This is a genomic window from uncultured Microbulbifer sp. (assembly GCF_913055755.1).
In the GTDB taxonomy this organism is placed as follows: domain Bacteria; phylum Pseudomonadota; class Gammaproteobacteria; order Pseudomonadales; family Cellvibrionaceae; genus Microbulbifer.
This window is the reverse complement of record NZ_CAJXKH010000039.1, coordinates 1-14,124: the sequence shown is the minus strand read 5'-3', so window position 1 is coordinate 14,124 and position 14,124 is coordinate 1. Positions and strand designations below refer to the sequence as shown.

Annotated in this window: 11 protein-coding genes; 6 read left to right on the top strand and 5 right to left on the bottom strand. The window is 61.3% G+C overall.

What is annotated here, in order from left to right:
• Nucleotides 1–78: 78 nt before the first annotated feature.
• Nucleotides 79–1,206 carry a tRNA 2-selenouridine(34) synthase MnmH gene (mnmH, locus tag QZ511_RS08550; RefSeq protein ID WP_295801650.1) on the bottom strand — a complete coding sequence of 376 codons (1,128 nt, stop codon included), beginning with the start codon at nucleotides 1,204–1,206 and terminating at the stop codon, nucleotides 79–81.
• Entirely contained in the window at nucleotides 1,203–2,273 is a 1,071-nt protein-coding gene (selD, locus tag QZ511_RS08545) for a selenide, water dikinase SelD (RefSeq protein ID WP_295801648.1), read from the bottom strand. Before selD ends, mnmH begins: the two co-directional genes overlap by 4 nt.
• Before the next feature lie 161 nt (nucleotides 2,274–2,434).
• Here selD and QZ511_RS08540 point away from each other — a divergent pair, with 161 nt between their 5' ends.
• The 5 genes from QZ511_RS08540 to QZ511_RS08520 all read left to right on the top strand — a co-directional run bounded on the left by QZ511_RS08540 (nucleotide 2,435) and on the right by QZ511_RS08520 (nucleotide 9,997).
• The gene (locus tag QZ511_RS08540) at nucleotides 2,435–3,874 is read left to right on the top strand and encodes a catalase (RefSeq protein ID WP_295801646.1); all 1,440 of its coding nucleotides are present in this window, start codon (nucleotides 2,435–2,437) and stop codon (nucleotides 3,872–3,874) included.
• 161 nt (nucleotides 3,875–4,035) lie between these two features.
• Nucleotides 4,036–6,108 (top strand): protein-disulfide reductase DsbD domain-containing protein, encoded by a 2,073-nt coding sequence (locus tag QZ511_RS08535; protein ID WP_295801645.1) that lies wholly within the window; start codon nucleotides 4,036–4,038, stop codon nucleotides 6,106–6,108.
• Nucleotides 6,109–6,140: 32 nt separating this feature from the next.
• Nucleotides 6,141–6,770, top strand: a complete 630-nt coding sequence (locus tag QZ511_RS08530; RefSeq protein WP_295801677.1) for a thioredoxin family protein — start codon at nucleotides 6,141–6,143, stop codon at nucleotides 6,768–6,770.
• A 252-nt stretch (nucleotides 6,771–7,022) separates the two neighbouring features.
• Nucleotides 7,023–8,258, top strand: a complete 1,236-nt coding sequence (locus QZ511_RS08525; protein ID WP_295801643.1) for a glycoside hydrolase family 88 protein — start codon at nucleotides 7,023–7,025, stop codon at nucleotides 8,256–8,258.
• A 35-nt stretch (nucleotides 8,259–8,293) separates the two neighbouring features.
• A complete protein-coding gene (locus tag QZ511_RS08520) occupies nucleotides 8,294–9,997 on the top strand; it encodes a glycoside hydrolase 43 family protein (protein ID WP_295801642.1) in 1,704 nt (567 codons plus the stop codon).
• A gap of 14 nt (nucleotides 9,998–10,011) precedes the next feature.
• Here QZ511_RS08520 and QZ511_RS08515 read toward each other — a convergent pair whose 3' ends face one another.
• The gene (locus tag QZ511_RS08515) at nucleotides 10,012–10,986 is read right to left on the bottom strand and encodes a helix-turn-helix domain-containing protein (protein WP_295801641.1); all 975 of its coding nucleotides are present in this window, start codon (nucleotides 10,984–10,986) and stop codon (nucleotides 10,012–10,014) included.
• Nucleotides 10,987–11,125: 139 nt separating this feature from the next.
• On the opposite strand from QZ511_RS08515, the gene QZ511_RS08510 reads away from it, so the two are divergent.
• Nucleotides 11,126–12,019, top strand: a complete 894-nt coding sequence (locus QZ511_RS08510; protein WP_295801639.1) for an MBL fold metallo-hydrolase — start codon at nucleotides 11,126–11,128, stop codon at nucleotides 12,017–12,019.
• 94 nt (nucleotides 12,020–12,113) lie between these two features.
• Here the strand turns inward: QZ511_RS08510 and bioA are convergent, their stop codons facing one another.
• On the bottom strand, nucleotides 12,114–13,385 hold the full coding sequence (bioA, locus tag QZ511_RS08505; protein ID WP_295801637.1) for an adenosylmethionine--8-amino-7-oxononanoate transaminase: 1,272 nt from the start codon (nucleotides 13,383–13,385) through the stop codon (nucleotides 12,114–12,116).
• Between the two features lie 232 nt (nucleotides 13,386–13,617).
• The coding region (locus tag QZ511_RS08500; RefSeq protein ID WP_366935636.1) for an FtsX-like permease family protein at nucleotides 13,618–14,124 on the bottom strand (507 nt) is incomplete at its 5' end.

Genomic DNA, 14,124 nt, shown 5'->3' with positions numbered 1-14,124 from the left:
AGTTCTCCAGTTCAATAGTGGAAAAAACGGTTAACGGATTGTGTGGGTTGGTTGCCGACTTTTTGTCGGCAACCGCAATTAGTTTTGGCGGGCCCGTTCGCGCAGGTAGGCCACCACTTCCTGCTGGTTGCCGCGGAATACGATGCGCCCGGCTTTCTTGTCCAGCTGGTGTTTGTACATGGGATCGTAGTAATCCCGCAGCAGCGCGCTAATCCAGTCCCGGTGGCGGTCGACGGTGCCGTCGGCCAGTTGCCGCTGCAGCGCCTCCTGCATGATCGCATCCAGCTGCTGATAGCGCGCGCCACCCAGGCGCTTGGTAATATTGGCCAGGTTCTGGCGCAGTGCGCCGGCGAATACCTGCGGTCCTTCTTCCGTGCCATGCTCCAAAACAAACTCGGCGCAGAGGTCGATGACGTAATCCTTCAGGATCCGCTCGACACGGCCCTCGAGGGTGTCGTCCAGCCATACCAGTGGATAGGTGGCCATGCCCTGGTGTAGGGGCAGCGGCACGGAACAGCGGCCGATCAGCCGGCTCTCGTCTTCCAGTACAAAGTGATCCTGCCCGGCGGCGCGACGTTTGAGGAAATCGATCGCCAGGGCATTTTCAAACGCGATCTGCGGCGGTTGTGGGGTGGCCCGCTTGCCGAAACTGGAGCCGCGGTGGTTGGCGTGGCCCTCCAGGTCGACGGCATTGTCCAGTTGCATCAGCACTTCGGTTTTGCCGGTGCCGGTCATGCCGCCGACCAGGGTGAACTGGCAATCCCGCACGGCGGTTTCGATTTCCTCGATCAGAAAGGTGCGCATCGCCTTGTAACCGCCGCTAATGCGGGGGTAGTCCACGCCCGCCTCGGTGAGCCACTGCTGGCTGATCTGGGAGCGCAGCCCACCGCGAAAACAGAACAGGTAGCCGTCCGGGTGGGCCCCGGCAAATTTCGCCCAGGCATCGATCCGCGCCTGCTTTACCTGGCCGCTCACCAGCTCGTGGCCAAGGGCGATGGCGGCCTGCTGGCCTTTCTGCTTGTAGCAGGTGCCCACCTTCTGGCGCTCGATATCCGTCATCAACGGCAGGTTTATGGCGTTGGGGAAGGAGCCCTTGTTGAACTCCACCGGCGCGCGGGTATCGATCAGCGGCAGGTCCCGCAGGAATATTTCCCGGTAGTTGTCGGTGTCGGGCCGGTGTTGCTGTGTCGGTGCCTGCTTACTCATGCCACGGTCACCGCGGGGCCGCCGGCCTTTTGGTTTTCCAGTTCCCCGATGGGGGCCAGCTCGAGGCCGAATTCCGCGGCGGCGGCGAGAAATTCTGCCTCGCCATCGGGTTCGACCGCTACCAGCAGGCCGCCGCTGGTCTGCGGGTCGGCGAGCAGCGACATGTGGGTGTCATTCCCGAGCTGGACGCGGTGTCCGTAGCTCTCGAAGTTGCGCCCGGTACCGCCGGGGACACAGCCCTGTGCCAGGTAGTGGTCGACGCCATCAATGCGCGGTACGGCATCAAAATCAATCCGCGCGTGCAGGCCACTGCCGTCCGCCATTTCCACCAGGTGGCCCAGCAGGCCGAAGCCGGTAACGTCGGTCATGGCCCTCACCGCGGGCAGGCGGGCAAAGCGGCTGCCGGGGCGGTTGAGGGTGCACATCAGGTCGCGCGCGACACCGGCGTCTTCTGCGCGCAACTTGCCCTGTTTTTCCGCGGTGGTAAGCACGCCGATGCCGAGGGGTTTGCTCAGGTACAGACGGCAGCCGGCGGTGGCGGTGTCGTTGCGCTTCAGTAGGTCTTTTTCCACCACGCCGGTGACCGCCAGGCCGAAGATGGGCTCCGGGGCGTCGATGGAGTGGCCGCCGGCCAGGGGAATGCCGGCCTCGGCACACACGGCGCGGCCGCCGCGAATCACTTCCCGCGCCACTTCCGGCGCCAGTACATTCACCGGCCAGCCGAGAATGGCGATGGCCATCAGCGGGTCGGCGCCCATGGCGTAGATATCGCTGATGGCATTGGTGGCGGCGATACGGCCGAAATCGTAGGGATCGTCCACGATCGGCATAAAGAAGTCGGTGGTGGAGACCACGCCGCGCGCGTCGTCGAGGGCGTAGACCGCAGCGTCATCGCGGGACGCATTGCCCACCCACAGGTTGGGGTCAACCAGGGGCGAGCCGCTGTCCGCCAGGATCTTGTCCAACACCGCCGGGGATATCTTGCAGCCGCAGCCGGCACCGTGACTGTACTGGGTCAGGCGGATCGGTTGCGGGCTTGTTGGAGTGGATGCAGCGGTGTCGGTCATCGGGGCTCTCGTGGAATGTGCCCGGTGCAGGGGCAGGGCGCACCGGTCGAAAGCCGGGCATTTTACCAGTGGATGGCGGGGGATTTCATCCACGGCAGACCAATCTGCACTATGGTTTTCTCTGATTTGGAGCAATGGTCAAACTCCGAGGAGAAGCCCGCGTGAGCAAGGACAACCGCACTACCACCGATGCCGGGATCCCGGTCGCCAGCGACGAATACTCCCTGACGGTCGGCCCCGATGGCCCCATCATCCTGCAGGATCACTACCTGATCGAGCAGATGGCCAACTTCAACCGCGAGCATATTCCCGAGCGCCAGCCCCATGCCAAGGGCTCCGGTGCCTTCGGCCACTTTGAGGTGACCAGGGATATCAGCGCCTATACCAAGGCGGCGGTATTCCAGCCGGGCACAAAAACCGACACCCTGATCCGCTTTTCCACCGTCGCCGGGGAGAAGGGCAGTCCGGATACCTGGCGCGACCCCCGCGGCTTTGCGCTCAAGTTCTACACCAGCGAGGGCAACTACGATCTGGTGGGCAACAATACCCCGGTGTTTTTTATTCGCGACCCGATGAAGTTCCAGCACTTTATCCGCTCGCAGAAGCGCCGCGCGGATTCCGGCTTGCGCGACCACGATATGCAGTGGGATTTCTGGACCCTGTCGCCGGAGTCCGCGCATCAGGTGACCTGGCTGATGGGGGACCGGGGTATTCCCAAGACCTACCGGCATATGAACGGCTACTCCAGCCACACCTATATGTGGGTAAACGCCAGCGGCGAGCGCTTCTGGGTGAAGTACCACTTCAAGAGCGATCAGGGTGTCGAGAGCCTGACCCAGGAAGAGGCGGACCGAATTGCCGGGCAGGATTCCGACGCCCACCGTCGCGACCTGTTCGAGTCCATCGCCCGGGGCGACCACCCCAGCTGGACCCTGAACGTGCAGATCATGCCCTACGCGGAGGCGCAGGATTATCGCTTCAACCCCTTCGATCTGACCAAGGTTTGGCCCCATGGCGACTATCCGCTGCACGAGGTGGGCAAGCTGGTGCTGGACCGCAATCCCACCGACTTCCACACCGAGATCGAACAGGCGGCCTTCGAGCCCAACAACCTGGTGCCGGGCATTGGCCTCAGTCCGGACAAGATGCTGCAGGGGCGGGTATTTTCCTACGCGGATGCCCACCGCGCGCGCATGGGGGTGAACTACAAGCAGATCCCGGTAAACCGCCCCAAGTGCCCGGTACACAGTTACAGCAAGGACGGCGCGCTGCGCGTCGACAATGTCTCCGACCCGGTGTATGCGCCGAATACCAAGGGCGGCCCCACCGCCAACCACACCTATACGGAAAAATGGGAAGCCAGCGGCGAGTTCACGCACGCCGCCTATACGCCGCACAAGGAAGACGACGACTTTGTGCAGGCCGGCACCCTGGTGCGGGAAGTGATGGGCGATGAAGAGCGCGAGCGACTGGTGTCCAACGTGGTGGGGCATCTGTCCGCCGGCGTATCGGATGCAGTCCTCAAGCGTGCGTTCGAATACTGGCGCAATGTGGACAAGGATATCGGCGATCGCATCGAAAAAGGCGTCAAGGGGAATTGAGAAGGTGGGGGCATTTCACCTGCTCCCGTTTCCATTGCGCGTTTCAGCGTATCTGCCTTGCGGTGGTGCCGGCAATCCATTTGAATACCGGAAGAGTATAAAAACGTTACCGGTATTTTAATAATTGCTGCAGGGCAGGTTGACGGTTGTCACATAAATCTTTGATTGGAATTGTTGTTGCGGTTTTTCTGTGGGCACTGACCTGCGGCAGCGGCGCTGTTGCCGCACAGGAAACCGCGCAGGGCGATCACGTTCAGGTGCGCTGGCTGGCGCCGGAACAGTTTGAGTCGGGGCGGGAAACCATCGGTTTTTACTTTGAAGTGGATCCCGGTTGGCATGTGTACTGGCGCAATGCAGGCGATTCCGGCGCCGCCCCCCGATTCGATTTTGTCGCCGCCAGTGGCGAGGTGGGAGATATCCAGTGGCCACTTCCGGTGCGCCTGCCCATCGAACACCTCACCAACCTGGGGTACGAAGGCAACGTGGTTTACCTGTTCCCGGTAACTCCCGACGCGTCGCGCATGGAAATCGTGGTGAACCTGGAGTGGCTGGTGTGCAAGGTGGATTGTATCCCCGGCTACGGCAGTATGAGCCTGTCGCGCCCGGTGGCCGATGCGGTGCAATGGTCGCCCGGGGAGCGGGCCCTGCGGGACCGGTTTGCCGCGCGGGTGCCGCAACCGCTGGCAGTGCAAGACAGCTCTTCCATGTCCTGGCGTGTGGCGGGTGTCAGTGCCGCGCCAGAGGGGGATTCGCTGCAGCTGGTAATCGACACCGGCGACGCAGAGGCGGAGTTTTCACCCCCTGAAGTGTTTCCCCTCGACGGTGGGTTTCTGACCGCCAAGGCGCCGCAGGTTGAGAAAACAGGAGATGTTGTTCGCTACACCTTCCAGCGGGTTCCCGGTGCGGTAGTGCCACCCTCCACCGGGTTTGTGATCAGCGATGGCAGCAGCGCGTGGCAACTGGACGAGCTGGAGATACAGGCTGCAGCCGCGAGCGAACCGCTTGCCAGCGGCAGCGGCCAGCCCCTGTGGCTATTGCTGCTTGCCGCCATTGCCGGCGGTGCCATCCTCAACCTGATGCCCTGCGTGTTCCCGGTATTGTCGATCAAACTGCTGGGGCTGGTAGGACCGCAGGGAGAGGCCTCCGGTCGCCTGCAGGAAGGCCTGCGCTACGCCGCCGGCGTGCTGGTAACCTTTGCCGCACTGGGCGCGCTGTTGTTGATATTGCGCGCCGGTGGCGCCGCCATTGGCTGGGGGTTCCAGTTGCAGTCGGCACCGGTGGTGCTGGGGCTGATCCTGCTGTTCTGGGTAATGGCGCTGTCTTTCAGCGGCCTGTACGAATTTGGCCACCACCTGATGAATCTCGCCGGCCGCAGCCGCGGCGGCGCCTTTGCCACCGGGGTGCTGGCGGTGTTTGTCGCCGCCCCCTGTACCGGTCCGTTTATGGGCGCGGCCCTCGGTGCGGCAACGCTGCTGCCGGCCTACGGCGCCATGGCGATCTTCCTCGGTCTCGGGGTGGGTCTGGCACTGCCGTTTGTATTGCTGTGCGCTTTCCCGGCGCTGCTCAACCGCCTGCCGGCGCCGGGGCAGTGGATGGAAACGCTGCGGCAGTTGCTCGCGTTCCCGCTGTACGCCACGGTGATCTGGTTGCTGTGGGTGCTGGGGCGCCTTGTGGGCGAGAGTGGCTGGCTGATCGGCACACTGCTGATGCTGGCGGTGGTGTTTGCATTCTGGCTCGGGCGCCACGGGTTCCGCGGCAGCCGCTGGATCGCCTGGGGGCTGGTGCTGGCGGCACTGGTTGCCAGTTTCGGTGCGGCGCACAGGCTGCAGGCCAGCGGCAGCGGCAGCGGCAGCGGCCAAGGCGCGCAGGGTGCGGCGGCGCAGTCCGCAGCGGGCTGGCGGCCCTATGACCGCAACGCCATCGGCCAGGCACTGGCGCGGGGGCAGGGGGTGTTTATCGATTATACCGCCGCCTGGTGTATCACCTGTCAGGTGAACAAGAAACTGGTGCTGGAATCCGAGGGCGTCGAGGCCCTGTTCCGCGCGCACGATGTGTATCTGGTGCGGGCGGACTGGACCGATCAGGACCCGGAAATTACCCGCGCACTGGCAGAACTGGGGCGCAACTCGGTACCGGTTTACGCATGGTACGCACCGGGGGAGCGCACACCAGTACTGTTGCCGCAGATATTGCAGGCGGACATGATCGAAGCGTTGTTTGCGGCCGGTAAGTGAAATTCTTCAACCAGAGAGGATGTGCAATCGTGATGACACAAGGTAAGAGTGGTAAACGTTCGATCCGAAAATGGCTTGGCGGCTCGGTGCTGTTAGCGCTGCCGATGTGGGCGCTGGCGGTAGCGGTGCCAGGGGAAAAGGCGCCGGCGTTCACTGAAGTGGATGCCGCCGGCGAAACACGCAGCCTGGAAGATTATGCGGGACAGTGGCTGGTGCTGGAGTGGTTCAACAAGGATTGCCCCTATGTGCGCAAACACTACGGCAGCGGCAATATGCAGGCGCTGCAGAAAAAGTACACCGACAAAGACATCAACTGGCTGACGGTGATTTCTTCCGCCAAGGGCAAGCAGGGTTACCTGGAGCCGGCACAGGCGCTGGACGTGGCGGAGAGTCACAACCTCAATGCCAGCGCGCCTTTCCTGCTGGATGCGGACGGCAGCATGGGGCGCGCGTACGGCGCCAAGACCACGCCGCATATGTTCATCATCAACCCGGAAGGGGTGGTGGTCTATGCCGGCGCCATCGATGACAACGATTCCGCCAATCCGGCGGTGATTCCGGATTCCAACAACTTTGTCGCCGCCGCCCTGGATGCGTCGCTGGCGGGCAAGGCAGTGGGCACCGCTTCCTCCCGCGCCTATGGTTGCAGCGTTAAGTACTGATTTTTCCCCTACACCGCCGGGGTTTATCCCGGCGGCTCCCCTTTTCCAGCTCCACTCCGGCGAGCGTTGTTCCTATTGGTATGGCGCACAATTTTGCCTGTTGAGATTTTGGTAAGACCAACGTTATCATGGCCGGCCAATTGCCCTTTTCGGCCTGACAGCTGTGAGAAGGGCCTCACGGCCACGGATGTGATCGGTCGGCCGCTGCTCCCCAAACTGAACCGCAGAAAATGATAATGGCGGATGGGTACGATGATGAATGTAAACGTTTTCATTTATAGGCTTGCCGCCGGCCTGGTGGCGCTGTTTGCGAGTCTGTTTGCCGCATCAGCGGCAACGGCTGCAGCCAAGGCGCAGGTAAGTGAAGCGCCTGCGGAGCCTGAGAGCTGGGCGCTGCGCATGGCGCACTCGGACATGCAGCGCAATCCGGAGCCCTGGCAGATCGACTTCCGCAAGACTCCCAAGTGGAACTACACCCACGGCCTGATGATGACTGCCTATCAGCGCCTCTACGAGAAAACCGGTGACCGGCGCTACGCGGATTATATCCGCGACTACGCCGACACCCTGATCGATGCCGAGGGCAATATCGCCACCTACAAGCTCGGCAATTACAACATCGACCACCTGACTCCGGGGCGGATGCTGCTGTTCCTGCAGCAGTACAGCCCCAGGCCCCGTTACCACAAGGCGCTGCAGACCCTGAAAACCCAGCTGGAAGGCCAGCCCCGCACCAGTGACGGGGGCTTCTGGCACAAGCGGCGCTACCCGCACCAGATGTGGCTGGACGGCCTGTATATGGGCGCGCCTTTCTACGCCCAGTACCTGAATGCGACTGGCGCGGATGCATCTGCGTTCGACGATGTGCAGCGCCAGTTCGACCTGGTGATGCAGCACCATATCGACCCGCAGACCGGACTGCCGTATCACGCCTGGGACGAGAGCCGCGAGCAGAAATGGGCGGATCCGGAAACCGGGGTTTCCCCCAATTTCTGGTCCCGCTCCATCGGCTGGTATGTGATGGCGCTGGTGGATGCCATCGAGTACTTCCCGCAAGACCACAGCGGCCGTCAGGTGCTGGCGGGTTATCTGCAGCAGGTGCTGGACGCGACGCTCAAATTCCGCGATGACAAAACCGGGCTCTGGTACCAGGTGACGGACCAGGGCGGCCGCACAGGGAATTATCTCGAGGCTACCGGCAGCGTGATGTTTGTATACGCCATGGCCCGGGGAGCCAATCGCGGCTACCTGCCAGACCGCTACCGGGACCTTGCGGAACAGAGCTATAACGGCCTGCTGGAAAACCTGATTCGTGTGGACGCCGATGATCGCTCCGTGCACCTGGAAAAGAACTGCGCGGTGGCCGGCCTTGGCGGTGACCCATACCGCGACGGTTCCTACGAGTATTACATCAGTGAGCCGGTGCGCGACAATGATCCCAAGGGGGTGGGGCCATTTATCCTGGCGAGCCTCGAGCTGGAAAAATAAGTACGCATAAAAGCATAAAAACTGGAGTGAAACGGATGATGAAACTACCCGAAAAACCTCTCGGCCTGGTGGCCTGCGTCCTGGCAACACTGCTCTGGGGTTGTGAAAAACCGGTGGCACAGAGTGAAGCCGATGTGGCGGAGGTACTGCAAGCACAGGCTGCCACGGCATTGTGGCAGGCGGACCTCGGCGACGGCCTGTATCAGAACCCGATCCTCTACGCGGATTATTCCGACCCGGATGTGGTCGCGGTGGGCGATGATTTCTACATGACCGCGTCCAGCTTCAACGCCTCCCCGGGCCTGCCGCTGCTGCACTCCACCGACCTGGTGAACTGGGAACTGATTGACTATGTGGTGGACAAGAATGTCCCCGCGGACAGGTTTGCCAAGCCCCAGCATGGCAACGGCATCTGGGCACCGAATATCCGCTATCACGACGACAAGATCTGGATCTTTTTCCCGGACCCGGATCACGGCATCTACATGACCAACACCGCCGACCCCAAGCAGGGGTGGAGCGAGCCGAAACTGATTCTGCCGGGCAAGGGCATCATCGACCCCACCCCGATGTGGGACGATGACGGCCAGGCCTATCTCCTGCACGGCTGGGCAAAAAGTCGTTCGGGCAAAAACAATATCCTGACGCTGCACAAGATGTCCGCCGATGGCACCGAAGTGGCGGCCGAGGGCGAAGTCATCATCAACGGCCACGAGCTGGAGGGTTACCGTACCCTGGAAGGGCCCAAGTTTTACAAGCGCGGCGAATATTATTACGTGTTCGCCCCGGCCGGCGGCGTGCCCGTGGGCTGGCAGTCTGTGTTCCGCTCCAAGAACATTTACGGCCCCTATGAAGACCGCATCGTGATGGAGCAGGGAGACAGTATCACTAACGGTCCGCACCAGGGTGCCTGGGTGCACACGCCTGCCGGGGAAGACTGGTTCATCCACTTCCAGGCGCGCGGACCCTACGGCCGTATCGTGCATCTGCAGCCAATGGCGTGGAAAGACGGCTGGCCGGTGATCGGCGTGGACAAGGATGGTGATGGTGTGGGCAACCCGGTGACCCGCTACCGCAAACCCGAGGTGAGCAAGCCGAGCCCGGTGAAAACCCTGCCGTTCGCCGACGATTTTTCCGCTGACGAGCTGGCACTGCAGTGGCAGTGGAATGCCAATTACGACGAAGACTGGTACAGCCTGGACGCGCGCGAGGGCTATCTGCGCCTGTTCGCGCAGCAGAATATCGACCCGGATGGTGACAACCTGTGGATGCAGCCCTCACTGTTGTTGCAGAAACTGCCGGCGCCGGAATTTATCGTGCAGACCACCCTGGAAATCCCGGAAACCCTGGGGCAAGCAGAGGGCGGCCTGCTGATGTTCGGCGAAGACTACGCCTGGATCGGTTTCCGCAACCTGCCCGGCACCGGCGAGGTGGAGATCGGCGAGGTAAGCTGTCGCGATGTGCGCAAGGACTGTACCGAGCACTTCGAACCCCACACCCGGGTCAAGGCCGGCGAACTGACCTTGCGTATGACCGTAGGCCAGGGCGGGCAGACGGTGCTCAGCTACCAGAAGGAAAATGGCCGTTTCCGCGCCCTCGGTGAGCTGTTCCAGTCCCGTCGCGGACGCTGGGTGGGCGCCAAGGTCGGATTGTTTGTGCGCACCGACGATGCGGCGCTGGTGAACGCGGAAAACTTTATCGATGTGAAGGACTTCCGCTTTATCCAGCCCGCGGGCTGAGCTGTCTTTCTCTGCTATGGCTGCGCCAGTTTGTCATCGCCAAATTCACTAAAAGTCTTTCGCCAGACGCTCGGGCTAACCTGAAAGCGCTGGCGAAAGTGCTGTCTGAATGATGTGGCTGTCTGGAACCCCACTGCTTCGGCAATTTGCTCTACGGAAAGGGGAGTGGTTTCCAGCAGTTCAAGACTGCGCTGCAGCCGTTCATTCACCAGCCATTTTCCGAACGCCATGCCGGTCGCTTTGTGAAAGTGCCGTGTGAAGGTGCGGCGGCTCATATGAGAGCGTGCGGCCAAGTCATTGATTTGATGCGGTTGCGCCAAATTTGCACGCAAGTGGTCAAGCAAACGATTGATCTCGGCGTCCTGCGTAGAACTGGCGATTGGCTGTTCGATAAACTGCGCCTGGCCTCCCTCCCGGTGCGGCGGGATGATCAGGATGCGCGCGACGCTATTGGCTATTCGGGTTCCGTAGTGTGCGCGCACGATATGCAGGCAGCAGTCGAGCCCGGCGCCGGTACCCGCCGAGGTGATGACCCGGTCTTTGTCGACATACAGGGCATTGGTATTGAGTTTTACCGCCGGGAAACGCTGACAGAAATCCTGTTCCGCCATCCAGTGCGTCGCCGCTTCTTTTCCATCCAGCAAGCCCGCGTAAGCCAGGGCATAGGCGCCATAACAGAGCCCCACCACGGTTGCGCCTCGCGCGTGTGCTTGGCGTAACGCAGCTGCCAGCGCTGGCGCCGGCGGTTCAGCCAAATCGTGCCATCCGGGCACTACCACAATATCCGCCGTGTCCAGAATCTCCAGACCACCATCTGGCTGCATGGTCAGCGATTTGTCTGCCTGTTGTTCCTGGCCATCAGTGGAGACCACTTTCAGATCGAAGATCTGCTGATCATGTGGCGTCGCGGTGAATACCACATGGGGAATCGATACGTGGAAGAGGCTGAAATGCGGGTAGAGAACAAGCGCTACGGTGGGAATGGACATGCTGATGCTCCTCTCTGCGGGCGCGGGCAGTGTAACAGGTTGGCCCAATCTTTTCGATATATGGCATTTAGGTCAGCATTCTGGCGGAAGGACTTGATCAATAATGGCGTTGATCTCGTTTGAACTATGGAGTCACGTTATGAAGATCAATGTTATCGCTGGCCTGTTTAGCCTGGCCGTATCAACCATCGTGGGCGTTGCGCCGGTCCGGGCCGAACCCGCGACCGTTACAGATGCGGAAGTCGCGCGAGTACAGATTCAACATATCCGCAATGCCACTGCCAAAGTCACCTACGGGGATACGACGTTCCTGGTTGATCCGATGCTGGCCGGAAAAGGGGCGTATCCGGGGTTTGAGGGAACCTATCGCAGTGAGCTACGCAATCCGTTGATCGACTTGCCTATGCCGGCAAGTGAAGTAATGGCGCATGTGGATGCTGTAATCGTTACCCATACCCATCTGGATCACTGGGACGACGTCGCACAGGCGAAGCTGCCGAAAGCGATCCCGCTGTTTGTCCAGAATGCGGCGGATGCTGCGCTGGTTCGCTCCCAGGGCTTTAAGGATGTCCGCGTGCTGGGGGAGAACTCCGAGTTCAATGGCATTACCCTGAGCAAGACCGGCGGTCAGCACGGAACCGATGCCATGTATGCGGTAGCGCCGCTCGCCAAAGTACTTGGTGAGGCCATGGGGTTTGTGTTGCGGGCGAAAAATTACAAGACGGTATATTTTGTGGGAGACACTATCTGGCGCGACGAGGTGCAGGATGCGTTTTCCCGGTATCGCCCGGACGTGGTGGTGCTGAATACCGGGGATGCCCGCGTGAATGGCTTTGAAGACTCGATCATCATGGGTAAGCAGGACACGCTGCGGGCACTTGAACATGCACCACAGGCCACCGTTGTCGCCGTTCATATGGATACGGTGAACCATGCGGCGCTCAGCCGGAAGGAGCTCAGAAAATTCGTGGCGGAAAAGTCTCTGCAAAAGCGGGTTCTGGTTCCGGCGGATGGCAGGGTGATGAAGTTCTGAAGCGGGCGACTTCGCATCGATGAATATACTTCTCGTCGATGAATATAAAGATGCCCCGGTAGCGGGATGGCTGCCGGGGTTTCAGTATGGGGACTCAGAGTGCGGAAAGCGTCTCGACCATGGCCCCGGTTAAACAGCTCAGGTCTTCGTTTGAAATAATATACGGCGGCATGGCGTACACCAGTTTGCCAAATGGCCGCAGCCAGACACCGCGCTCGATCAGGCTCTCCTGCAATGTCCGGTTATCGACCGGTTGTTTCATTTCCACCACGCCGATGGCGCCGAGTACCCGCACGTCGGCCACGCCGCTGGCGTCCTTCAGTGGTGCCAGTTCCCGTTCCATCTGTGACTGTATGCTGCCCACCTGGGTGTGCCAGTCGCGGGCAATCAGCAATTCGATACTGGCATTGGCCACGGCGCAGGCCATGGGGTTGCCCATGAATGTTGGCCCGTGCATGAACACGCCGGCCTCACCACTGCAGATGCCGTTGGCGACCCTGTCGGTGCACAGGGTGGCGGCCAGGGTCATGGTGCCGCCGGTGAGGGCTTTGCCGAGGGTGAGGATGTCGGGAGATATACCGGCGTGCTCGCAGGCGAACATTTTTCCGCTGCGGCCGAAGCCGGTGGCGATTTCGTCGGCGATCAGCAACAGGTCGTACCGGTCGCAAAGCTCGCGCACTTTGCGCAGATACTCCGGGGAATAGAAGCGCATGCCGCCGGCGCCCTGGACGATGGGTTCGAGGATGACGGCGGCGAGTTTCTGGTGGTTTTGTTCGATGATCTGTTGCAGTTCGGCGATGTCTTCGTCGCTGCAGGGTTCGTCGAATTTAGGTCTGGGGGCCGGTGCGAACAGGTGCTGGGTGAGCTGGCTGGCGAACAGGTGGTGCATGCCGGTGACCGGGTCGCAGGTGGCCATGGCACCGAAGGTGTCGCCGTGGTAGCCGTTGCGCAGGGCGAGCAGGCGGTTTTTCCCGGCCTTGCCCTGGGATTGCCAGTATTGCAGGGCCATTTTTATCGCGACTTCGACGGATACGGAGCCGGAGTCGGCGAGGAAGACTTTCTGCAGTGGTGTCGGGGTGAGGGCGACGAGTTTCTTGCACAGTTCGATGGCGGGTTCATGGGTGAGACCGCCGAACATGACGTGGCTCATTTTTCCCATCTGTGCCTGCATGGCGGCGTTTAGTTCGGGAACCTTGTAGCCGTGCAGGGTGCTCCACCAGGAACTCATGCCGTCGATCAGTCCGCGGCCGTCTTCCAGATAAATCCTAACGCCTTCTGCGCGTGCAATCGGATAGACCGGAGGGGGATTGATCAGGGAGGAGTAGGGGTGCCAGATATGATTTTTGTCGAACTCTAGATCCATCATGACTCAGTGGGAAATCTTCTTAAGCGGGTGGGGTGGCGACCGGGCACCGGGTATGCATTTTCAGAACCGCTGTGAATACGTCCCTGTACGCTGCGTCGACGACATCCCTGTCGTCGACGCTTCTGAAAATGCATCCCCGGTACCCGGCCTTCGCATTTGAGAAATTTACTTCGTAAGCAGTCTGATTCTCGCCATTCCGGCGCAGGCCGGAATCCAGCGCTACGAAGTGGAGTCAGGCCAGCTCGCGCAATACCTTCAACGGTGGCTGACTAACGGCACTGCGGCACGCCAGTGTACCCGCAGTACCTACCAGCAACGCCCCGACCAGCGGCCCGAGCAGCCACAGTCCCGGGTGGAAGTTGAACGGCAGTTCAAACACCCGCTGTGACAGTACTGCCAGCGTGGCCTCGGTACCGGCGGCGGCCAGCAGGCCGGCGGCGATGCCGAGCAGGCCGAATTCGATCATCAGGCTGCGGATCAGCAGTTGCCGGCGGCCGCCAAGTGTGCGGATTACGGCGGCTTCTTGCAAACGCTCGGCGATACTGGCGCGCACGCCGGCGATCAGCACCAGGACGCCGGCGACGAGCATGAGGCCGAGGACTGATTCGATGGCGATGGCGACCTGGCCGATGGTTTCGCGGATGCGTTCGAGGATTTTGTCCAGTTCGATGATGCTGACGCTGGGGAAGTTTTTCACCAGTTCGTTGACGAACAGTTTGTCTTCCGGCGGCAGGTAGAA